This is a genomic window from Nocardia sp. NPDC050378, assembly GCF_040655675.1.
Lineage (GTDB): Bacteria > Actinomycetota > Actinomycetes > Mycobacteriales > Mycobacteriaceae > Nocardia > Nocardia coubleae.
Window position 1 is genome coordinate 46207 of sequence record NZ_JBFAKI010000007.1, and the last position, 21474, is coordinate 67680.

Annotated in this window: 18 protein-coding genes and 1 pseudogene; 7 read left to right on the plus strand and 12 right to left on the minus strand. The window is 66.4% G+C overall.

Translation table 11 applies throughout. The annotated features are described in order from the left end of the window. Window positions 1-29 precede the first annotated feature (29 nt). Both AB0I35_RS17480 and AB0I35_RS17485 read right to left on the minus strand, forming a co-directional pair. Window positions 30-1324 (minus strand): annotated as a pseudogene (locus tag AB0I35_RS17480) (NADH:flavin oxidoreductase/NADH oxidase family protein). A gap of 138 nt (window positions 1325-1462) precedes the next feature. Further along, a complete protein-coding gene (locus tag AB0I35_RS17485; protein ID WP_357397076.1) occupies window positions 1463-2077 on the minus strand; it encodes a TetR family transcriptional regulator in 615 nt (204 codons plus the stop codon). 90 nt (window positions 2078-2167) lie between these two features. Here AB0I35_RS17485 and AB0I35_RS17490 point away from each other — a divergent pair, with 90 nt between their 5' ends. Continuing rightward, window positions 2168-3838 carry an FAD-binding dehydrogenase gene (locus tag AB0I35_RS17490; RefSeq protein ID WP_357397077.1) on the plus strand — a complete coding sequence of 557 codons (1671 nt, stop codon included), beginning with the start codon at window positions 2168-2170 and terminating at the stop codon, window positions 3836-3838. A gap of 55 nt (window positions 3839-3893) precedes the next feature. Here AB0I35_RS17490 and AB0I35_RS17495 read toward each other — a convergent pair whose 3' ends face one another. Then, complete coding sequence (locus tag AB0I35_RS17495; protein ID WP_357397078.1) at window positions 3894-4577, minus strand: type 1 glutamine amidotransferase domain-containing protein; 684 nt, start codon at window positions 4575-4577, stop codon at window positions 3894-3896. A gap of 156 nt (window positions 4578-4733) precedes the next feature. Beyond that, window positions 4734-5708 carry an alpha/beta hydrolase gene (locus AB0I35_RS17500; RefSeq protein WP_357397364.1) on the minus strand — a complete coding sequence of 325 codons (975 nt, stop codon included), beginning with the start codon at window positions 5706-5708 and terminating at the stop codon, window positions 4734-4736. Between the two features lie 262 nt (window positions 5709-5970). On the opposite strand from AB0I35_RS17500, the gene AB0I35_RS17505 reads away from it, so the two are divergent. Next, window positions 5971-6837, plus strand: a complete 867-nt coding sequence (locus AB0I35_RS17505; protein ID WP_357397080.1) for a helix-turn-helix domain-containing protein — start codon at window positions 5971-5973, stop codon at window positions 6835-6837. Between the two features lie 111 nt (window positions 6838-6948). Here the strand turns inward: AB0I35_RS17505 and AB0I35_RS17510 are convergent, their stop codons facing one another. Continuing rightward, window positions 6949-7866 (minus strand): acetoacetate decarboxylase family protein, encoded by a 918-nt coding sequence (locus tag AB0I35_RS17510; protein WP_357397081.1) that lies wholly within the window; start codon window positions 7864-7866, stop codon window positions 6949-6951. Between the two features lie 320 nt (window positions 7867-8186). On the opposite strand from AB0I35_RS17510, the gene AB0I35_RS17515 reads away from it, so the two are divergent. Continuing rightward, the gene (locus tag AB0I35_RS17515; RefSeq protein ID WP_357397082.1) at window positions 8187-9095 is read left to right on the plus strand and encodes a bile acid:sodium symporter family protein; all 909 of its coding nucleotides are present in this window, start codon (window positions 8187-8189) and stop codon (window positions 9093-9095) included. Between the two features lie 78 nt (window positions 9096-9173). On the opposite strand, the gene AB0I35_RS17520 is transcribed toward AB0I35_RS17515, so the two are convergent. Both AB0I35_RS17520 and AB0I35_RS17525 read right to left on the minus strand, forming a co-directional pair. Continuing rightward, on the minus strand, window positions 9174-10052 hold the full coding sequence (locus tag AB0I35_RS17520; RefSeq protein WP_357397084.1) for a TetR family transcriptional regulator: 879 nt from the start codon (window positions 10050-10052) through the stop codon (window positions 9174-9176). After that, the gene (locus AB0I35_RS17525) at window positions 10052-11245 is read right to left on the minus strand and encodes a saccharopine dehydrogenase NADP-binding domain-containing protein (RefSeq protein ID WP_357397085.1); all 1194 of its coding nucleotides are present in this window, start codon (window positions 11243-11245) and stop codon (window positions 10052-10054) included. The genes AB0I35_RS17520 and AB0I35_RS17525 overlap by 1 nt, the downstream gene beginning before the upstream one ends. Window positions 11246-11588: 343 nt before the next feature. On the opposite strand from AB0I35_RS17525, the gene AB0I35_RS17530 reads away from it, so the two are divergent. From AB0I35_RS17530 to AB0I35_RS17545, 4 genes are all read left to right on the plus strand, one after another. Continuing rightward, on the plus strand, window positions 11589-11942 hold the full coding sequence (locus AB0I35_RS17530; protein ID WP_357397087.1) for an Lsr2 family protein: 354 nt from the start codon (window positions 11589-11591) through the stop codon (window positions 11940-11942). 278 nt (window positions 11943-12220) lie between these two features. Then, window positions 12221-12682, plus strand: coding sequence for an SRPBCC family protein (locus AB0I35_RS17535; protein WP_357144593.1), 462 nt, complete (start codon window positions 12221-12223; stop codon window positions 12680-12682). A 7-nt stretch (window positions 12683-12689) separates the two neighbouring features. Then, complete coding sequence (locus AB0I35_RS17540; RefSeq protein WP_357397088.1) at window positions 12690-13157, plus strand: hypothetical protein; 468 nt, start codon at window positions 12690-12692, stop codon at window positions 13155-13157. Between the two features lie 6 nt (window positions 13158-13163). Next, entirely contained in the window at window positions 13164-14636 is a 1473-nt protein-coding gene (locus tag AB0I35_RS17545) for an SDR family oxidoreductase (RefSeq protein WP_357397090.1), read from the plus strand. Window positions 14637-14678: 42 nt separating this feature from the next. Here the strand turns inward: AB0I35_RS17545 and AB0I35_RS17550 are convergent, their stop codons facing one another. From AB0I35_RS17550 to AB0I35_RS17570, 5 genes are all read right to left on the minus strand, one after another. Then, window positions 14679-15641 carry a phytoene/squalene synthase family protein gene (locus AB0I35_RS17550; RefSeq protein ID WP_357397091.1) on the minus strand — a complete coding sequence of 321 codons (963 nt, stop codon included), beginning with the start codon at window positions 15639-15641 and terminating at the stop codon, window positions 14679-14681. After that, the gene (crtI, locus tag AB0I35_RS17555) at window positions 15638-17164 is read right to left on the minus strand and encodes a phytoene desaturase family protein (RefSeq protein WP_357397092.1); all 1527 of its coding nucleotides are present in this window, start codon (window positions 17162-17164) and stop codon (window positions 15638-15640) included. Before crtI ends, AB0I35_RS17550 begins: the two co-directional genes overlap by 4 nt. Window positions 17165-17209: 45 nt before the next feature. Continuing rightward, window positions 17210-18334: a polyprenyl synthetase family protein gene (locus tag AB0I35_RS17560; RefSeq protein ID WP_357397093.1), complete on the minus strand. Its 1125-nt coding sequence runs from the start codon at window positions 18332-18334 to the stop codon at window positions 17210-17212. Between the two features lie 169 nt (window positions 18335-18503). Further along, window positions 18504-20564 (minus strand): AMP-binding protein, encoded by a 2061-nt coding sequence (locus tag AB0I35_RS17565; RefSeq protein WP_357397095.1) that lies wholly within the window; start codon window positions 20562-20564, stop codon window positions 18504-18506. A gap of 227 nt (window positions 20565-20791) precedes the next feature. Then, the gene (locus AB0I35_RS17570; protein ID WP_357397097.1) at window positions 20792-21457 is read right to left on the minus strand and encodes a TetR/AcrR family transcriptional regulator; all 666 of its coding nucleotides are present in this window, start codon (window positions 21455-21457) and stop codon (window positions 20792-20794) included. Between the last annotated feature and the right edge of the window lie 17 nt (window positions 21458-21474).

A 21474-nucleotide genomic window follows, 5' to 3' on the forward strand; every position in this document is an offset into this window, starting at 1 on the left:
GGCTGAGCCTCCCAGCCACGGCACGGAACTCACTGCGCGGAGCTGGGAAGTCGAGGCCACTCCACCCGGCTGCTCCCACGATCGCTCGCCAACCACCGCGAGTACTGCCGCAAGGCGCGACGCTGCACTCGCTGATCGGCCGCGAGCGCCCACGCGGGCAGCACGCCGAGGGCGGGATCCTTGCCTGCGGCCATGCGGCGCATCTGATAGCGGACCATCGCCATCTCGGCCGCCGAGGCCAGCGACTTGTCCGACCATGTCACTCGCCGCAGAGCGCCGACAGCGGCGAGTCCTTCCCGCCACCGGTTCGGCAGGTCGGGGGTGACCGCGAGGGCCGTCGCCATGCCGATGACGGCGACGTTGTTGGCGAGCACCTGCTCGGCGGTCTCACGGCGAGAAATCCCGCCGGTCAGCAGGAGCGGGACCGCGCTGCTCTCGGCGAGCTGTGCGGCCAGTTCCAGGAAGTAGGCTTCGCGGGCGGCGGTGCGCCCATCAGCGGGGCGACCCGACATCGCGGGACTCTCGTAGCTGCCACCCGAGACCTCGACGAGGTCGACGCCCCCTCGGCCAGCATGGCGATCACCTTTCGCGCGTCCTCGGCGTCGAATCCCCCGCGCTGGAAGTCGGCCGAATTCAGCTTGACCGCGACGGCGAACGTGGGCGATACCGCCGACCGGATGCCCGTCACGATGCCGAGCAGCAGTCGCGCGCGGTTCTCGAGCGATCCACCCCATTCATCGGTGCGGTTGTTCACCAGCGGTGACAGGAATTGCGACAGCAGATACCCGTGGGCGGCGTGCACCTCGACACCGTCGAACCCGGCGAGCTCCGCGCGAAGCGCGGTCGTGACGAATCGGTCCCGCGTCTCCAGGATCTGGCGGTGCGTCATGGCGACCGGGCGCGCGAATCTCTTCGAATGCTTCCCGAGGTCGACGCCGATGTCGGACGGACCCCACGCCACTCCCGGCATGTTCGCTTGCACCTGGCGCCCGGGATGGCTGATCTGCATCCACATCGCCGCACCGGCGGCCTTGCCCGCGGCGGCCCAGCGCGCGAAGGGCTCGAGCGGGGCGTTGCGGTCGAGCACGATGCCGCCGGGGCCGGTGAGCGCCTCGGCGTGAACCATCACGTTGCCCGTGATCAGCAGCCCGGCGCCACCGGCCCCCCACCGCCGGTAGAGCGAGATCGAGCGCTCATCGGGGAGTTGCCCTTCGCCTGCCATGCCTTCTTCCATCGCGGCTTTGGCGATCCTGTTGGACAGGACCTGCCCGGAGCGCAATCGCACCGGGGAGAACAAACCGCTTCTCTTCGACCCGTTCGACATACAGGGCCTCCTCTCGTCGCCACGGCGCGTATCCACGTAGATGTACGCACCGCTAACATAGCGAGCAATGTTAGCGGCGTCAACTTAACGGCGATCGAGGACCTCTTCGACCAACCGGACGTGCCTGCGGACGGGAAGTCAGCGCCCGGACAGCCCGAGCTGAGCGATCAACCCGGCCAGCCAATGCCGAGCGGCGACTTGATCACCGTCGAGCAGCAGCTGCACGGTCACGCCGTCGTAGGCCGCGACGACCGCCCGTGCGGCGTCCGCGATCGACCCCATTCCCGGAGGAACGGGCAGCGCGGCGCCTTCGAGCTTGTGTTCGATCGCAGCACGCAATTGCGCGCGATGCCCGAGCAATCGGGCCGCGACCTCGGGTCGGCGGGCGGCATGGGTGAGGAAGTCGGTCTTCACCAATAGCCACCGGCGATCCAGGAGCAGCGTGGCGGACAGCTGGTCGACGAACGCGTCCAGGTCGGCCGAGTCCGCCACGGCCGCCAGCGAGGAGCGGACCTGCTCGACGATCAGGCTCGCCCGCTGATCGTAGAGCTCGAAGAACAGCTCTTCCAGGCTGTCGAACTGGGAGTAGAAGGCACCACGGGTGTAGCCGGCCGCCGCGCAGACGTCATCGATGCGGACCTGCCCGAAACCCTTGTCGGCGAACACCGAGAACGCCGCGTCGAGCAGCCGCGTCCGGGTCTGGGCGCGACGTTTGGTCACCCGTGCGGGCTTGGCCGAATCGACGGTGCTCACCGGCAATACGCTACAACAGGCACACGATTCACAAATGTATCGGATACATTTGTGCATCCAATGCTGTGAACTGAAGGAAACAGGTGCTACATGGACGCCGATGTCATCGTGGTCGGAGCCGGCCTGGCCGGTCTCGTCGCTACCCACGAGCTCACCCGTGCGGGTAAGCGTGTGCTCGTCATAGATCAGGAGAACGCGGCGAATCTGGGCGGTCAGGCGTTCTGGTCCTTCGGCGGGTTGTTCCTGGTCGACAGCCCCGAACAGCGGCGTCTCGGCGTGCGCGACTCCCTCGAACTGGCTTGGCGGGACTGGTCGGGCAGCGCGGGCTTCGACCGGCTCCACGACGAAGACAGCTGGGCGCAGAGATGGGCACGGGCCTATGTCGAGTTCGCCGCCGGCGACAAGCGCGGCTACCTCGCCGACCTCGGCATCAGCTTCCTGCCCTCGGTCGGGTGGGCCGAACGCGGCGACCTGACCGCGAACGGACACGGCAACTCGGTGCCCCGCTTCCATATCACCTGGGGCACCGGCACCGGTGTCGTCGCCCCGTTCACCGAGTCGGCGCTGCGCGCTGCCGACGCGGGAAGGGTCACTTTCCGCCATCGCCATCGCGTCGACGAACTGGTCTTCACCGACGGTGCTGTCACCGGGGTCCAGGGAGCGATCCTGGCCGAGGACACCAGCGCACGGGGTGAGCCCTCCAACCGTGAGGTCGTCGGCGACTTCTGCCTGTCGGCGCCAGCGGTCGTGCTGGCCACCGGCGGCATCGGCGGCAACCACGAGCACGTCCGCAGGCACTGGCCCACACGGTTGGGCACTCCCCCGGCACGGATGATCACCGGCGTGCCCGCCCACGTCGACGGCCGCATGCTCGACATCGCCGCCGAGGCCGGGGTTCGCCTGGTCAACCGCGACCGTATGTGGCACTACACCGAAGGTATTCAGAACTGGAACCCGATCTGGCCGGGTCACGCCATCCGCATCCTGCCCGGACCGTCCTCGATGTGGCTCGACGCGTTGGGCCGGCGCCTGCCCGCACCGTATCTACCCGGCTACGACACCCTCGGAACGCTCCGATATCTGCGCACCACACCGGAAATCGCCCCGTACGACCACTCCTGGTTCATCACCACCCAGCGGATCGTCGCCAAGGAATTCGCGCTGTCGGGATCCGAGCAGAACCCCGACATCACTCACCGCAACCGCAAAGCGCTTGTGCGCGAACGACTCTTCGGCCGACAAGCGGCAGCCCCCGTCGAAGCGTTCAAACAGCACGGCGCCGACTTCGTGGTCGCCGACACCCTCGACGACCTCGTCGAGAAGATGAACAGCCTCACCGACGAACCGCTACTCAGCCCGGTCGGCATTCGTGAGCAGATCCGCGACCGAGACCTCCAGGTGGACAACGCTTTCAGCAAGGACGCCCAGATCCAGGGCATCCACAACTCGCGCCGCTACCTCGGTGACCGCATCATGCGCACCAGCGCGCCGCATCGCCTGCTCGACCCCGCCGCCGGTCCGCTCGTCGGCGTCAAACTGCATGTACTGACCCGAAAGTCCCTCGGCGGTATCCAAACCGACCTCGACTCGCGCGCCCTCGACCTCGCAGGCAACCCTATTCCCGGACTGTTCGCCGCAGGCGAGGCGGCAGGTTTCGGCGGTGGCGGGGTGCACGGCTACAACTCGCTGGAAGGAACCTTCCTCGGCGGCTGCATCTTTTCCGGGCGGGCAGCGGGACGGGCCGCCGCGGCCCAGATCTGAACGCCACGAAGCGGGGTCGGGCACGACCCCGCTTCGGCGCCCGGGCTGCCGGCACCTAGAGCAGAGCGGCGACCTTCTTCGCGGTCTCCTTGGCCGAGCCAGGGTTCTGACCGGTCACCAGGTTGCCGTCGACCACGGCATAGGACAGGAACGGCAATTTGCCCTTCTCGTACCGGGCGCCACGCTTTTTCATCTCCGCTTCGGCGTTGTAAGGAACGAGCTTGTCCACCCGGGCCAGGACTTCTTCCTGCCAGGCGAAGCCGGTGAGTTTCTTGCCTGCGACGAGGAGGGTTCCGTCGGACAGGGTGGTGTTGAGCAGGCCGCAGTAGCCGTGACACACCGAGGAGACGATGTCGCCGCGTTCGTAGATCTCCCGGGTGATGCGCTGCAGACCCGCATTGTCGGGGAAGTCGTACATCACCGCGTGACCGCCGGTGAAGTAGATGGCGTCGTAGTCGGCGGAGTCGATCTCGTCGGGATGAGCGGTGTTCTCCAGCAACGCCATCCGGGCCGAATCGGCATGCCAGGCTTTGGCGGTCTTGTCGAAGTTCGGGAATTTCAGCGACCGCGGTTCCAGGGGGCAGGGACCACCCGCCGGGCTGACGAGGGTTTGCTCGAAGCCGTGTTCTTCGAACACGTGCCAGGCATGGGTGAGTTCGGACAACCACAATCCGGTCGGATGTGCGGGATCGTCGAAGTCGCCGACGTTGGTGACGACATTCAAGATGCGCTTGGTCATGCGTGATCTTCCTTCATGTGTTGTCGCCGGGGCCGCTGGCCGTGCCGCCGGTCCTCTCCGGGCAGGCCGGACAAGTGTCACCCATCGAGCGGGCACAACAGCTTTCCGCCGACCGCCGCGGCGATCGTGTCGTGCCCGTCCGGTGGGCCGAGGATCTCAGTCGTCGTGGAGGGCCTCACGCAGCGCGTCGATCGCCAGTTTGCGCGCCACGTTGGTCGCGGGTGTGTCGCGCAGGCTGTCGAGCAGCAGGAAGTCGTGCACGGTGCCGCTGATCCGGACACCGGTGACTTCTACCCCGGCCTCACGCAGTTTGTTGGTCAACAGTTCGCCGCCATCGCGCAGCACATCGGCCTCGGCGGTGATCACCAAAGTGGGTGGCAGACCGCGCAACTGCTCCACACCGGCTTCCAACGGCGAGGCGTAGGGCTCGCGGCGCGCATCCGGGTCGGTGGTGTAGGCGTCCCAGAACCACTTCATGCCGTCACGGGTCAGGTAGTAGTGCTCGGCGAACTGGTGGTAGGACGGGGTGTCGAAATCCGCGGCGGTCACCGGATAGAGCAGCACCTGCGCCTTGAGGTCGATGCCACCGCGGTCCTTGTTCATCAGCGCGAACACCGCCGACATGCACCCGCCGACGGATTCTCCGGTCACGGCGACGCGGGAGGTGTCCAGTCCGTGCTCGGCACCGTGGGCGAGCAGCCATTGGCCGACGGCGTAGTTCTGCTCGACCTGCGTGGGATACTTCTTCTCCGGCGCCCGATCGTAGACCGGGAAGACACCGGCGGCACCCGCACCGACAGTCAGCTCACGGAACAGCCGATCGTGGGTGTGTTCGTCGCCGAAAACCCATCCCGCGCCGTGGATGTAGAACACGACCGGCAGCGGGCCTTGCGCACCTTTGGGTCGAATGATGCGGGTACGTACCGTCCCCCACTGGCCGGCGTCGACCTCCACCCACTCCTCGTCGACCTCGGGGCGAGGCACGCTCTGGTCGCTTTGCAGATCCGACAGGATTTTGCGGCCTTCTTCGGGCGGCACCTCATAAATTCGAGGATGCGGGTCCGTGGCCTCGGTCAGCTCGCGAGCCGCGTCCTCGAGGTAAGGGGTGATCGGCGAATCCGTATTCGACATCATTTTCCTCTCCGGTCGGTCGAGGCATCGTGGTCGACGCCACGTTCGGGTCAATGCACACGACCCACGTTAGGCCTTTCGCTAACATGTGACCATGGGCGCAGACGACACATTGTGGGCCGATCGCGACACGACACCGATCGACGCCGAAATTGCGCTCGTCGCTTATCCCCAGTGTCAGATGACGGCGATATTCGGGCTGACCGATGTGTTTCGAGTCGCCGGCGAACAGGCAGAGATCCTGGGAAATACGAACGTACATGTGCGAGTGAGTCATTGGCGACTCGACGAGCACGACGTCATCTGCTCCTACGACTCGCTGCCAGGGACCGCGCATCGTCCCACCCATGTGATCTTTCCACCCAGCCTCGTGGAGCCGGCGCGTATGCGCTCGGCGGACGCGCTCCGCCGCTGGGCTCTCGGGCTCAGAGCCGAGGGAGCCGTCCTCGGGGCCCTGTGTGCCGGGGTTTTCGTACTCGCGGAGACCGGCGTGTTGGACCGCCGACCTGCGACGACGCATTGGGCTTTCGCCGATCAGTTCGCTCGTCGCTTTCCCGCTGTGGAACTCGATGCCACCCGCATGGTGATCGATGACGGTGACATCATCACCGCCGCCGGAATCATGGCGTGGGTAGATCTCGGGCTGTCCTTGGTGGAGACCCTCTGGGGTCCGAATGTCATGCTGCGTACATCTCGATTCCTGATCGCCGATTCGCCTCGCCGACAACAGATCCCGTATATGGAAATCATGCCGTCGAATGAACACGACGACGACGCAGTGCTCCGCGTCCAGGAAAGAATTCAGGCAGAATTGGACCGCCCACTGTCGATCGAAGACCTCGCTCGCTCGGTCAGCTTGCACCCGCGCACATTACAGCGGCGATTCTCGAAAGCCACTGCGATGTCGGTCACCGAATATCTTCAGAGCGCGCGTTTGGAACGGGTCGTGCACGATCTCGCCGTCACCGACCACACATTGGAACGAATCGCACAATCGGTCGGCTACACCGACCCGTCCACTCTGCGGAAACTCGTCCGCCGCTCGACAGGTTTGACACCGGCGGAATACCGCCGCAAATTCCGTGCGCCGAGTACCCGAATTCCGTCGGATTCGCCCACACTCGAGTAGCGTCCAGCTCCATCCGGTAACGACGACGCGGAAATCACTCCTCGCCGCCCCGCATCGGTGCGGCACAGGTCGGTCGTTCGAGTAACCGAACTGTGCCGCAACGACGATGAGTCAGCTGGTCGGTATCGATGTCGGGATCGGCATATGCAAGGCGACCTGCCCCTCCGTGATGACATCGAGGCGCACGGTCTTGATGGGGTCGAGCGCCCGGAGGTCATCGGAGAGTCGGCCGTGACCGAGCTGCAGGTCGATCCCACGAGGCAGGCTCGCCGAACCGCCCGCGAGCATATTGATCTGGGTCTGCGTCGCATGCCACGCACCGCCGATCGAGGTGTACGAGGTCAACGTCGACACACGCTCGCCACTGCCGTACAGCTTCTGGCTCGGCGTCGGGGCCGACACCGCCAGGTCTACTCCGCCGTCATCATTGGCCACCCGTGCCGTGGTGCCGGTCGCGTCGATGTCGACATCGATTTCGGTCACCCACTTGGGGAAACCGTAACCGTCGTGACCGCGTACCTGGGCGATCTGCGAGCTCACCGGCAGTGCGAGCACGTAGTTGTGGAGATGATCGTTGCCGAGGCCCGCCAGGAGGTCGATGACCCCCGGGCCGCCGCCGTGGCGGGCCGGCCTGACGCCGACGGCCACCGCGACCTCGGTGTAGAAGTCGATGTCACAGACGTCGTACCGGAAGAACACGACCGAGACGAAACCGATCCCGGGCACCACCTCGAGCGGGGCAAGCCCCTCGGGAAGCCGGGAACGGATGTTCCGGGATCTGGCGAGCATGGTGAGCCGTGTGCTCGACATCCGGTAATAGAAATTCGGCGTCAGAGTTTCACCGATCGGCGATTCGACCTTTTTCTTGGGAAGCCGCCGGAAGAAGTCGGTGCTGCTGACACGTGGGTCGCGGCCGATTTCGTCCAAATCGGTATTCATGCGGTACCGGTCGTACAGTCCGCCCTTCGGCACCTCGACCCGGCGACCACCGAGGTCGACCTCGACGGATGTGCGCTTCGTCGCTGACATCGGCGTAGCTCCCTTGCTCACTCGTTGCGGACCACCGACGATAACCGCAGATGTTAGCAGTGTCAACACAGCCACTACGCAGGCCTTATGCCCTCCGTTCGGCCGAACCGGATCCTCCCGCCCCCGACGGCCGTCCCATCTCCGGCCGGAGACTCCGAGCCGACCGCCCCTGGGCCTCGCCTGAGCCGAAGTCACGGTTGACAGCCATGTTAGCGGCAATTACATTGCGGCGTGGAAGAATTCCGACGTAATCCGCCGGCCGCGTTCAGTCGAACCGCGCGTAAATCGAATGCGTTCGTTCCCCGAATCGAGAGTAGTCAATGGAATCATCTGCCCTGATCACGATCGGGTTGCCGAGCGCACTCGCCATCATCATGTTCGGGTTGGGGCTCACCCTGACCGTCGGCGATTTCCACCGGATCGCACAGTCGCCACGGGCGGTGTTCATCGCGTTGGCTCTTCAGCTTCTCGTCCTCCCCGCGATGGCGTTCGGTCTGATCATGGTTTTCGATCTCGACCCGCTGCTCGCCATCGGAATGATGCTGCTCGCGGCCTCCCCCGGCGGCACGACCGCCAACCTCTACAGCCATCTGTTTCGTGGCGACGTCGCCCTCAACATCACACTCACTGCGATCAACGCCGTCCTGGCCGCGGTCACCGTCCCGGTGATCACCAACTTCGCCATCGGCTATTTCGGCGCGGACGGCGAGGTCGGGCTGCAGCTGAGCAAAGTGATCCAGGTGATCGCGATCGTGCTGGCGCCGGTAGTGATCGGCATGATCACCCGCCGCTTCTCGCCCACCCTCGCCGCCCGGGCGGATCGACCGGTCAGGATCTTTTCCGTCGCCGTGCTGGCCCTGGTCTCGGTCGGGGCGCTGGTGGCCGAACGCGACAACATCGCCGACTACGCACGTCAGGTCGGGCTTGTCACCGCCATCTTCTGCCTGTGCAGCCTGACACTCGGATACGCCGGCGCGCGCCTGCTCCAGCTCGCCCAGCCGCAGGCGATCGCGGTATCGATGGAAGTCGGGATCCACAACACCGCCGTGGCGATGACCATCGCCCTGAGTGTCCTCGACAGCGCCGAGGCCGCGATCCCGGCCGCTGTCTACTCGGTGCTGATGTATGTCATCGCTGCGCTCTTCGGGTACGCGATCACCCGGAACACCAGTGCCGCACAAGTTTCGGGTTCCAGCCGGGTCGAGGTGACGAAGCATCGGAGCCTTTGATCACCGTGACGCGACGGGGTGCTCGCTGTGGGCGCCCGGTCGTGTCGACAGCATCGGCCACATCGTGGCGGGCCACCGTCAGCTGTCGCGGGCACCCGACCCGAGCAGCCCGAGTGCGAAACGCGCGTAGTCGCGGGCGATCTGCTCGGGTCCGGCCGGGCCGCTCTCGCGGTACCACTGCGACAACGACGTGCACATCGTCGAAATCGCCCGCCCCGCATGGCGGGGACTGTCGACCGAGAACACGCCGCGGCGGACGCCCTCGGCGATCTCGTCATCGATCAGGTGCTGTAAATCGTTGCGCAGCGCGCTGATCCGTCTGCGGTTGGCCGGCTCGAAACTTCGCATCTCGCTGGCGCCGATCAAGGCGAGCTTCCGCCGGTACATGTGGAACAGCGCCAGCGCCTCGACCATGAACGCCACCCGCGCGACCGGATCATCCCCCTCCTCGCGAGCCGCCGTCACCCGCACGAAGAGCTCGTTCATCGTGACGTCCAAACACGCCACGAGCAGATGTTGTTTGCTGCGGTAGTGGTGGTATACCCCCGGCACACTCATCCGCGCCCGCAGAGCGATCGAGCGCATCGTCGAACCGTGATACCCCTTCTCGACGAAGTCCTCGATCGCCGCCCGCAGCACCGGATCCAGCCGCACGGGTCCGAACATCCGCCAGGAACGCCCGTCGCGATCGACCGGAGGGCTCGACACGACAGGGATCACTGACACCTCACCACCGCCCGGGCCCTCGAGACGTTCCAGCAGCTCCGCGACTTCGGTATCCAAGGCGGCGGCTATCGCGTGCAGCCGTTCGACATCGACACGCGTCTTGCCGTTCTCGATCGCACTGACAGTGGCCGCGCTCACCTCGATGCGAGAGGCCAACTCACGCAACGATATTCCGCGACCGGACCGCGCATCACGGATCGCCCGACCGACTTGACGAGCCGAACCGATCATCAGCCCACCAATGGCTGATCCGCATTCACCACGGAGAAGGAGATACCCGCACCGACCAGCCGCCGCAGCAGATTCTCACCCATCGCGGCCGCCGTGGTGACCTGCCCCGCGGTCGGTGGATTGTCGTCGAAGGCCAGACACATCGCTGACTCCGCGAGCATCTTCGCGGTCTCGCCATAACCGGGGTCGCCCCCGCGAACCTGCGTGTGCGTCCGCACACCGCCGCCCTCCCCGATGAAGTCGACAGTGAACCACGAACGGGCACGTCTCGACTCCGAGGGCCCGCTGCCACGAGGAATCCGCTCGCCGATGACCCGTCTCAGAAACGGAAGCTGAACGGCGACCGCCGCCGCACCGACGCCGATGACGGAGCCTGCCATCACAATCGGGCTCTTGATCCCCGCATAGTGGGAGTAGGTGAAGGCGGGTCCGTAGTCGGGCCGCGCCACAGCCGATCGGCGCACGACCTGCGGATCGACGGTCGGCAGGGGAAGCAACCAGGCCGCCAGGGCGGCTTCACGACGCGGAACGCCGGTTCGGATACGCGCCTGCGAGCCGTCTGTTCGCGACTCGACTCGACCGCGTTCGACGGCGGCCTGTCGCATTTTCCGGAGTCGGGACAGCTGTCCGAGCGCCGAATGCAAGGTTCCACCGGAGATCATCGCGTTACTGCGCACTACGCCGCGCACCGTCAGCGGCACGTCCTTCGGGAGCTGCTGCACGGTGAACAGGACGCCGAGGTCGTGGGGAACGGAATCGAATCCGCAGGCATGAACCAGTCGTGCCCCCGTCGCGACAGCTCCGGCATGGTGGGCCAGATACATCCGATCGATGAATTCGGGTTCCCCGGTCAGATCGACATAATCGGTGCCCGCTGCGGCACATGCGGCGACCAGCGGCTCCCCGTGTTCCAGATACGGTCCGACGGTCGTCACGACGACCCGTGCCGACTCCGCGACCGCCCGAAGCGAATTCGGGTCCGACGTGTCGGCGTGGAGCAATGCGGGCTCGGCAGCGGCGGAGTCGATCACAGCGAGCCGCGCCAAGACGGCCGCGAGTTTGTCCGGGTTCCTTCCCGCCAATGCCCAGCGAGCACCGCTCGGCAACCGAGCGGCGAGGTACTCGGCGGTCAAACCTCCGGTGAATCCCGTAGCACCGACGAGCACGAGGTCGAATTCGCCTGTGGCAGGCATATGTTGGTCCGTTCCCTGGAAGGCGAAAGATCAGCTCGAGACAACAGCTCATCGGACACACGAGATCCGTGCAGCGCGAGCAGCTTAAAAAACCGTGTTAGCAATGTCAACATTCACTGCGTGGTGACGGCAGCGGGGCACACCCCACGGCAGGCCGCCGCCCCTCCGTCGGTCGCGCTCGCCCCGACACGGCCAGGCGCCCGCTGCCTCGAACACAGTCACGGATCCGCGCAGCCTCGACCGGACAAGTGGATCGCACGGTCCGCATGAACGACCCGCACCGAGTGCTACTACCCTGGCCATCGCCGAACCGAACCCGCATACACAACTGACAGGAATCCATATGGCGCGCAAGGTCGTTGTCACCCTCGTCGACGACTTCGACGGCACATCCACCGCCGAAGAAACCGTCACCTTCGGCATCGACGGACACACCTACGAGATCGACCTGTCCGAAACCAACGCCACCAAACTGCGCGACACCTTCGAACAATGGATTCCCTACGCCCGGCGAATCGGCCGCGCCAAAACCAGCAACACCCGCCGACACGCCACCGCGACCCCCGCCGCCCAGACAGGTCGTCGCACCGACCTCGCGGCCATCAGGGCCTGGGCCATCGAGAACGGCCACACCGTCTCCACCCGCGGCCGCATCGCCAGCGAGATCATCGCCGCCTACGACGAAGCCTCAGCATAGGCAGGGGCGGACCACCGGCCCGCACGCCCGACCAGTCCCCGCCGAGATGTCAGTGGCTCTGTCATGACGCCGATTGCAAGCCGGCGGCCTTGTCGGCGCCGCAGACGATGACTCGCGCGGTGCCGGTGGCGGATCCGGCGCGCTTCGGCGTCGGCGCCGTCGGCGAACAGCGCGGGAGCATGTGCCAATTTGAAGCGAATCTGCATCAATCGGTGTGAAATCGGATCGAGTGGGCATTCGGCCGCTGACTGTCCGAGTTCAACCCGAGGAGGCCGAGGATGAGCACTGTTATCGAAGCTGTCGACGTGCAGGTGCCGGTGGCGACCGCCTACAACCAGTGGACCCAGTTCGAATCGTTTCCGCAGTTCATGCACGGTGTGGACCGGATCGAACAGCTTGACGACACCCATACCCGATGGACCGTCGACATCGCCGGGGCGACCCGGACGTTCGATGCCACCATCACCGAGCAGCATCCCGAGGAACGCATCGCCTGGAAGTCCGACGAGGGTCCTGAGCATGCCGGCGTAGTCACCTTTCACCGCATCGATGACTCGACGACCCGGGTCACCGTGCAGATGGACATCGACCCGGAGGGCTTCGTCGAGAACATCGCGGACAAAACAGGTGTGCTCGATCGCCGCATCAAGGGGGACATGCGCCGCTTCAAGGACTTCATCGAAGGCCGTGGATCGGAAACGGGAGCGTGGCGTGGCGACGTCGATCGCCCCAAGCCCTAGCTGGGCGATGAGTGCGAACGAGAACCAGCCCGACAACGGCCGAGCGGCCGACCGCCACCGGCGGCCCAGCGGTATCAGCGACGAAACTGTCGCCGCGGTCGGCAAGTTGTCGGAGGCGCTGGAGACGACGGAACGCGCGCGTGGACACCTCTACGAGTTCCACCAACTCACCGGCGGAGCCGATCTCGCGCTCGGAGAAGCAGCCGACATGCTTCGCGTGGCAGGCCACCACCAACTCGCCGATCGGCTGTCGACCGAACTGATCGGCCGCAACGTGCTGGCGGGTCGCTGGACCTTCCAGGTCGTCGAAGAGTACGACGAGGGTTACTACGCGGTGTTTCGCGAGCTCGAGCGGACAGTTCGTGACCGGCTGGTGGGCGGCCGCACCCACGTCTACGAGGCCGAGATGAAGGAGGCTCGACGTACCGAGGGCCTACCGGGCCACGCTGCCCGACCCGATATCACGGAAGGCTGAACGAGCATGCGGTGTGTGGTCTTCGGGGTGACCGGTTACATCGGTGGGCGGTTGGTACCCGAATTGCTCCAGGCCGGTCATGATGTGCGGGTGGTCGCCCGGACACCGGCGAAACTGGCCGAAGTGCCGTGGCTCGATCGGGTCGAGGTGGTCGAGGGAGATGTCACCGACGGCGACCAGGTGCGCGCGGCGGTGGCCGGTCAGGAAGTCGTCTACTACCTGGTGCACTCGCTGACCCGCCGCGACTTCGCCGATATCGATCGTGCAGCCGCGCGCATCGTCGGGGCGGCCGCGTTGTCGGCCGGGGTCGGGCGCATCGTCTATCTCGGCGGGATCGTCCCGCCACACACCGAACTGTCTCGCCACCTGGCCTCCCGTGCGGAGGTCGGCGAGATCCTGCGTGCATCCGGTGTTCCCACTGTGGAGTTGCGTGCGGCGGTGATCATCGGTTCCGGGTCGGCAAGTTTCGAGATGCTGCGGTATCTGTCCGAACGCCTGCCCGCGATGGTCACCCCGCGGTGGGTTCACAACAGGATTCAGCCGATCGCTGTTCGAGACGTTCTGTATTACCTGGTGCGTGCCGCGGACTTGCCCGCCGAGGTCAACCGCGCCTTCGATATCGGCGGACCCGACGTGATGACCTACTTGACCATGATGCGCGAATATGCCGTCGTGGCCGGGCTGAATCGTCGAGTGGTGCTGCCGGTTCCGGTGCTCACGCCATGGCTGTCCGCGCAGTGGGTCAATTTGGTGACCCCGGTGCCCCGTGCGCTGGCCGTGCCGCTCATCGAGTCGCTCGTCCACGAGGTCGTCTGTGGCGAGCACGACATCGCCGCATACATCCCGGATCCCCCGGAGGGCCTCACCCGGTACGGATGTGCTGTAGAGCTGGCGCTGACCCGCATCCGCAACGCCGAGGTGCCCACCCGTTGGTCCGATGCCAGTACCTACGGCGCACCTTCCGATCCCCTACCCACCGATCCGGACTGGTCCGGCGGCTCCCTCTATGAGGATGTTCGCGAGCATCACACCTCCGCGGATCCGGACACGGTATGGGCGGTGATCGAATCCATCGGCGGTGAGAACGGCTGGTATTCCTTCCCGCTTGCCTGGTCGCTACGCGGCTGGATCGACCGGCTGACCGGCGGGGTCGGACTCCGCCGTGGCCGCAAACACCCGCGGCGCCTGCATTCCGGCGAAGCATTGGACTGGTGGCGCGTCGAACATATCGACCGACCACACCTGCTGCGTCTGCGCGCCGAGATGCGAGTCCCCGGCCTGGCGTGGCTCGAGCTCGGCGTCGAACCCGCCGCGCACGGAGGTTCTCGCTACCGGCAACGCGCGATCTTTCACCCGCACGGGCTTGCTGGACACCTGTATTGGAAGGCGATCACCCCGTTCCACAGCGCCGTTTTCGGGGGCATGGTCCGAAATATCACGAGTACTGCCGAACGCACCGCCGCGCCATCCCCTGGGTAAGGGCTCCACGGCCGGGCTGTCGATACTTCAGGCTCGATCACGTCAGCTTTCAGCGGGGGTCAGCGACCGTGCCCGGCTGCCCCGGCGCGCCCACAACGCGCGAGCCAGCGCCGAACCGGCGACGCGAGTCCGGCGCGCGGTGCTCACAGTCGCCCGCGCGGTGAACACCGCGAACTCGCTCTGTTCGATCCGGTCGAGAATCTCCGAATACAAGACGGCCGCGGTGGCGACGCACGGTCGCGACACCGGGTGCAGCAAGGCGATTCCGGCATCGGCGAACCGGTACCAGTCTCGGGCAACGGCGTGTTGAGCGGCCAGCGCCGACCGCACCTTGGAGTCGGTGCGCCGATGGGTCCGGCACCACTGCAAGCGGGCGCGGTCCACACCGAAAGCAGCCAGTTCGTCGGCAGGCAGATACACCCGGCCACGGTCGAGGTCTTCGGCGACGTCGCGAAGGAAGTTGGTGAGCTGGAAGGCCTTTCCCAGCGCCGCCGCGTAGGGAGCGGCATCGGATCGGGGGCCGGTGGTGCCGAGTACCGGCAGTACTTGCAGGCCGATCACCGCTGCCGAACCGTAAATATAGCGATCCAGCGCGGCCCGATCCGGGTAGTCGGTCACCGTCAGATCCATCCGCATCGAGTCGAGGAAATCGTCGAACAGCGAGTGCTCGATCCCGTATCTGGCGGCGGTATCGGCGAGCGCGGCAAGGATCGGGTCGTCGTCGTGGGTACCGCGAAGACTGTCGCGCATGGTCTGGGCCACCGCGTCCAGGCGTGCCGCCGCGGAACCGGTGGCGTCGCCGGTCGGTGGCTCGTCGACGATGTCGTCCGCCCATCGGGCGAAACCGTAGAGCGCGTGGATCGCGGGGCGCTGGGCGGGCGCGAGCAGCCGGGTGGCGAGGAAGAATGTGCGCCCGTGCCGGGCGTTGAGCTCGCGGCATCGCTGATAGGACGCGCGCAACCCCGCGTCACGGATACCGGCGGCGTCGAGTTCGGTGCGCGTCATCGTCGTCCGCTCTTGGTCGCGGTGGAAGACGAAGACCGTGAGGTGGTCACGGTGCCGGTCACGCGGTCGGCGGCGAGACGACCCGACAACAGTGCCGTCGGCACGCCGACGCCGGGAACGGTGCCACAGCCGGCCAGCACCGCATTGGTCGCTCCGCGTGGCATGTTCGCGGGACGGAACGGACCGGTTTGGGCGAATGTATGCGCGAGTGAGAACGGGGTACCGGCCAGCATGCCTTGCCGTTGCCAATCGGCGGGGGTGTCCACATGCACGATCGTGGAGTTCTCGACGAAGCCCGGAACCAACCGGTTCTCGACGATCGCCGCGAGTTCCGCGCTGTAAGCGGTGGCGCGGCGATCCCAGTCCAGATCCTTGCCGCGGTACAGGTTGGGTACCGGAGCGAGAACGGTGAACAGGTCCTGCCCGTGCGGTGCGAGGCCAGGGTCGGTCGCGGTGGGCCGGGTGACCAGCAGCGACGGGTCCGTCATCAACTCTCCCCTGTCGATCAGTTCGTCGAAGGTCTGGTTCCAGGCGGCACCGAAGACGAGGTTGTGATGTGCGGTCGGCACGCCGGCGGGAAAGCCGACATGCATGACGACCGCGGACGGTGCCGGGCGCCAGCTGATCGGACGCCGCGGAGAACGATCGAGCAATTCGTAGGCTGTGGCCAACTCGGTTGCCAAAATGACTGCGTCGCAAGGGATTCTGCGTCCCTTGTCGGTGAACACAGCAGTGATGCGTGAACCGTTCCGTTCCAGATCGTGGACGGTCTCGTCGTAGCGGAACCGCACACCGGCATCCACGGCAGCGGCGGCCAGAGCGTCCGGTAGCGCACGCATTCCGCCGCGCGGAAAGTACACACCGCCCACGGTGTCCATGTAGGAGATCACCGCGTACAGCGCCAGGGCTCGCTGTGGCGAAACACCCGCGTAGAGGGACTGGAAGGTGAACACCCGCCGCAGCCGTTCGTCGGTCAGGAAGGATCCGACCGCCCGGTCGAGGCGACGAAAACCGCCCAACGCGATCAACCGCGCGAGCGCGGGGGTGAGCAGGGAGAACGGAGAATCGGCGTTCGTGGCGATGAACCGATCGAATTCGACGCGATACAGTTCGCTCAACCACGCCCGCAATCGGCGATACCCCTCCACTTCCTCGGGCCCGGCGAATGCCGCGACCGATTCCTCCATCGCCTCGGCGTCGCTGTGAACATCCAGCCCGCTGCCGTCGGCGAAGTGCGCGCGGTAGGCAGGGATGACCGGCAGCAGGTCCAGCCGGGAGTCGAGACTCTCCCCGACCGCGGCAAGGGTGTCGGCGACGATGTCGGGCATGGTGAGTACCGACGGCCCGGTGTCGAGCAGAAGACCGTCGATATCGCGCCGTCCGGCTCGACCTCCGGGAACCGAGTCGCGCTCCACCACCGTGACGCCACGTCCGCGCCCCGCCAAGTGCAGCGCTGCGGCCAGACCAGCCAGACCGGCCCCGACGACGACGACCTCATCGGTTCTTCCCGGTATCGTTCGCATCTCTTCCTTCCAGTCGGATTTGTCGGCGGCACGCCGGTTGGCCGGTCAGGACGTACGGTCGGTGCACAACAGCGCCATTCGGTGCAGCGCCTCGGCCACCGACGGTTCGAGATCGGCGCGGTCGAGAGCCCGCCGCGCACATTCGACTCGGTCGCGGATCATCTGCTCGGCGCGCCTGCCCGCGCCGCTGTCGACGATGACCGCCTGCGCGAGCGCGACGCCCTGCTCGTCGATCAGCTCGTCCCGCCAGAGGTCTCGCAGCCGCGCGCGGTCCGACGGCCCGGCGAGCTGATCGGCCAGCGCGATCACGGTGGTCGCCTTGCGTTCCCGGATATCGTCACCGGAAGGCTTACCGGTGGTGGCGGGGTCACCGAAGATGCCGAGCAGATCGTCGCGGAGTTGGAAGGCTTCTCCGATCAGTACGCCGTATTCGCCGAGGACTTCCATCACGGTGTCGTCGCAGCCAACCATCGCCGCACCGAGTTCCAGGGGCCGGCGCACGGTGTAATTGCCGGATTTACGGCGTGCGATGTCCATCACCGCGGTCAAGTCCGGCACGCGGTTCGCGTCGTTGGACAGGTCCGCGAGCTGACCTACTGCCAGTTCGCCGCGCATCGCGTCGTAGCGTGGCCATGCCCGGTCCAAGGCGGCGGCGCCGACGCCGCTTTCGCGCAACATGCGCTCGGCCCACACCAGGTAGAGGTCGGCGACGAGGATCGCCGCGGATTCACCGAATCGGGCCGCCGATCCCGACAACCCCTGCTCGGTGTGCCACGCGGCCAGGCGCAGGTGGGTCGACTGTCGTCCCCGTCTGACGCGGGACTCGTCCATCACGTCGTCTTGCACGAGCGCGAACGCATGCAGCAGTTCCACACTGGCGGCCGCGCGCAGCGCTGGTTCGGACTCGCCGACGCCACCACACAGCCAGCCGAGGTAGACGAACACCGACCGCACGCACTTGCCACCCGAGGCGAAGTCGATCATCAGCCGACCTGGCAGCGAGAACCCCGCCGGGTCCAATTCCGCCGCGCACCGCGCCCGGACGAACTCGTCGACGTGATCGCGGACCGACCGCTGGGTATGCGCGAGCCACCGTGCGAACCGCGTCGAGCCGTCGTCGGTGGAGAGTCCGCGAAGTCCGGCCGCGGTCGCAGCTCGCTCTGCATTCACGGCTCGATTGTGACACCGATTTCCTCAAAATGCATCGTTTGTGCGTCGATTGAGGTGCGGCGGCTCTGCCGCGCCGTCGCACCGATCCTCGAAGACGATGTCCGGGGCTGTAGCCACGAGTCGCCGATGAGCCCGTATGGCTATGCTCATCAAGCAGGCAAGGCACCGTTCAGTCGGGGAATCCCGCGGGGTCGACGAGCAGTCGCTTGAGCACTTTGCCGGTTTCCCCGCGCGGCAGCGAGTTGAGGAAAGTGACATCGCGCGGGACCGAAAAGCGGCTGAGCCGGTTGCGGATGTAGGTGCGCACCATGCCCGAATCCAGGCTGGAGCCTTCCTGTTTGACGAGGAAGGCGGCCAATCGCTGACCGAATTCACGGTCGGGTACCCCGACCACCGCGACGTCGCTGACCTGCGGCAGATACGACAATGCCTCTTCGACCGGCCGTGGGAAGACGTTCTCGCCACCGGAGATGATCATTTCGTCGTCGCGTCCCGCCACGAACAGTCGGCCCTCCGCGTCGAGGTAGCCCAGATCGCCGGTGTTCAGCATGCCGTCGGCCTCCTCGGGCGGAGTGTCGTTGACGTAGCCGTCGAACAGCATGTGGTTGCCGACGAAGATCCGTCCGGTCACCCCGATGGGTACCGGCTGGCTGTCGGCGCCGAGGATCGCGATCCGGGTCCCCAGCGGCGGGCGACCCGCCGTGGTCGGGGCGGCACGAAGGTCCTCGGGCGCTGCCACGCTCGCCCAGGAGACCTCGGTGGAACCGTAGAGGTTGTAGAGCACATCACCGTAGTCCTCGAGGAAGCGATCGACGGTCGCCGCGACGAGTGGAGCACCACAACTGACGACGTGGCGCAGACTGCTCAGGTCGTGGCGAGCGCGCACCGCGGCGGGCAGGTCGACCATGCGCTGGATCATGGTCGGCACCGCGATGAGGGTGTTCACCCGGTGTTCGGCGACCTGACGAAGGCATTCCTCGGCATCGAATCCTTGCGCGAGCACCACGGTGGCCCGCACGGCGGTGCTCAATTGCAGTGCCGAGAGCCCCCACGTGTGGAACAGCGGCGCGGGGATCATCATCGTGCTGCCCACGTGGATCGGGATTCGCGACAGGAGCGCGACCAGGGTGTCGAATCCCTTCGGATGCGGTCGTCTTGCGCCCTTCGGTGTGCCGCTGGTTCCCGACGTGAGCACGATCTGACGCCCAGGCACCGTGGGGACCGGAAAAGTCGTGTTACCCATGGCGATCAGATCCTCGATGGTGATCCGGCCCGGGTCCGCGGGCAGGTCGTCGGTGACGAAGCGCGGCACGCCGTTGTGCAGATACTGCACGAGGTGCTCGAGGTCGGTGTCGACGAACAACGCCGAGAGCCGGTGGCGCTGCACGATCTCCTCGATCCGCCTGCCCGACAGGCCGGCGTTCAGCAGCGCGACGTCCACGCCCAGCTTGCCCGCCGCGACCATCGTCTCGACCATGCCGCAGTGGTTGGCGGCGAGCAATCCGATCGCGTCGCCCGCGCGCAATCCGACCTCGTACATCGCCCCGGCGAGCGCGGTGGTGCGCTTGTCGGTTTCGGCGAATGTGGCCGTGCTGACGGTGTCGATCAGGGCGAGCTGGTCGGGGCTGTGCGCGGCGCCCGCCGCGTAACCGCCCGCCAGGTTGAAACCCCACCGGTACAACGACCGCAGTTGCCGCGCCGAGGTCACCGGCGGCGCGACCAGCCCGGAATTCACCACCCAGCGCACGAGTTCGGACTTGCGGCGGATCGGCGCCCGGTCGCCGTTTCCCACCACCGATGTCTGCGCCCCACGCACCACATCGACCGCGCGCCGCAATCCGGCCCTGATCCACCGGACGGTCTCGGCGTCGCGCGCCTGCGCCAGCGCCGGATGCAACCGCGGCGCGGCGAAGGCGGTGACGCTCACACTGGTTCGCTGCTGGTCACCGGCGAGCCGGATCAGCGCGAAACTGCCCGTCTCCGGGTTGTGCAGTTCGAAGCTCTCGTACCAGCGACCGATCCGCAAGGCCAGATCGACGGTGCGCACGCCGACATCCGCGTCGCCGATGCGGACCTGCCACCTCGTGTCGCCCTCGGTACCGGTCAACCGCTGGCATCCTCCGATACCGGACCACAGTCGTGGATAGCTCTGCGGTTCCAGCAGCACCTCCCACAACGCCTGCCTCGCAACGGCGAAGTCCACGGTCACATCCACGACATCACTCGACATCTCTGCGCCTCTCTCGGCCCGGCCACGCTGCCGGGAAGTGCCCACGCATCCCGGCCACTGTGCCGCGACGGCGCCCTTCGTCAGGCACTGCACCAGAAGTCATAGTCGCGCACCCGGCCGTGGCCGAACGAGGATTCTCCGGATGCTTGACGGTTGACCGAAGAACACGCGCACCAGCTGTGAACACTGCCAATGGCCGGCCGATCAGAACCCGGGTAGGGCCTGGTTCAGTCCGCTCGATGGGCAGGATCGACAGTCGGTGGGGGTGACGGGTCAGCGAACAGTCCGCCCTGCAGGAGCTGGGCGATCGCATCGTCCCAGCGGTGCAGTTGTGCTGGTGAGGTGAGGGGCGCGGGCAGGTGCCGGTCGATCTGTTTGCGCAACACCGCCGTACCGATGACCAAGATCAATGGATGCAGCGCTGCCCAGGTGCGGTCGACATCGGGTCGTAGCAGCCCCTGTTCATCGAATCGGTTCCACTGCGTGGTGCTGATGGAGACCAGTCCATCGAAGACGGTCGTGCCGATGGTGTCGCCACCAGCGAACGCGTGCGCGATGTAGTCGACGACCTCGGGATGCTCGGTCATGATCGAGGCGACCCGGTGCCCCAGCTCGCCGAGCGGATCCTCCGGTGGTGGCGGTAGCGGCCGTGACGCGACCGCTGTCGCGACGACTCGCAGCACGTACTCGTCGACAGCGGCGACGAGTCCGGCCTTGGTACCGAAGTGATGTTGCACCAGCCCGATCGAGACCCCCGCCTTCTCCGCCACCGATCGAAGCGAGGTCGCCCGCACCCCCTCGGCGGCAAAGCACGTCAACGCGGCGACCCGGATCCGGTCCGTGGCCGACGGGCCAGGGCCTGCCGGAAGCGAAAACGGCGACGTGGGCTGCATGAATACACCATAGACAA

Bases quoted from the DNA above. Each gene is read 5' to 3' on its own strand.
- AB0I35_RS17490 (WP_357397077.1), top strand. From the start codon at position 2,168: ATGGACGCCGATGTCATCGTGGTCGGAGCCGGCCTGGCCGGTCTCGTC.
- AB0I35_RS17495 (WP_357397078.1), bottom strand. From the start codon at position 4,577: ATGACCAAGCGCATCTTGAATGTCGTCACCAACGTCGGCGACTTCGAC.
- AB0I35_RS17500 (WP_357397364.1), bottom strand. From the start codon at position 5,708: ATGTCGAATACGGATTCGCCGATCACCCCTTACCTCGAGGACGCGGCT.
- AB0I35_RS17510 (WP_357397081.1), bottom strand. From the start codon at position 7,866: ATGTCAGCGACGAAGCGCACATCCGTCGAGGTCGACCTCGGTGGTCGC.
- AB0I35_RS17515 (WP_357397082.1), top strand. From the start codon at position 8,187: ATGGAATCATCTGCCCTGATCACGATCGGGTTGCCGAGCGCACTCGCC.
- AB0I35_RS17520 (WP_357397084.1), bottom strand. From the start codon at position 10,052: ATGATCGGTTCGGCTCGTCAAGTCGGTCGGGCGATCCGTGATGCGCGG.
- AB0I35_RS17525 (WP_357397085.1), bottom strand. From the start codon at position 11,245: ATGCCTGCCACAGGCGAATTCGACCTCGTGCTCGTCGGTGCTACGGGA.
- AB0I35_RS17530 (WP_357397087.1), top strand. From the start codon at position 11,589: ATGGCGCGCAAGGTCGTTGTCACCCTCGTCGACGACTTCGACGGCACA.
- AB0I35_RS17535 (WP_357144593.1), top strand. From the start codon at position 12,221: ATGAGCACTGTTATCGAAGCTGTCGACGTGCAGGTGCCGGTGGCGACC.
- AB0I35_RS17540 (WP_357397088.1), top strand. From the start codon at position 12,690: ATGAGTGCGAACGAGAACCAGCCCGACAACGGCCGAGCGGCCGACCGC.
- AB0I35_RS17545 (WP_357397090.1), top strand. From the start codon at position 13,164: ATGCGGTGTGTGGTCTTCGGGGTGACCGGTTACATCGGTGGGCGGTTG.
- AB0I35_RS17550 (WP_357397091.1), bottom strand. From the start codon at position 15,641: ATGACGCGCACCGAACTCGACGCCGCCGGTATCCGTGACGCGGGGTTG.
- crtI (WP_357397092.1), bottom strand. From the start codon at position 17,164: ATGCGAACGATACCGGGAAGAACCGATGAGGTCGTCGTCGTCGGGGCC.
- AB0I35_RS17565 (WP_357397095.1), bottom strand. From the start codon at position 20,564: ATGTCGAGTGATGTCGTGGATGTGACCGTGGACTTCGCCGTTGCGAGG.
- AB0I35_RS17570 (WP_357397097.1), bottom strand. From the start codon at position 21,457: ATGCAGCCCACGTCGCCGTTTTCGCTTCCGGCAGGCCCTGGCCCGTCG.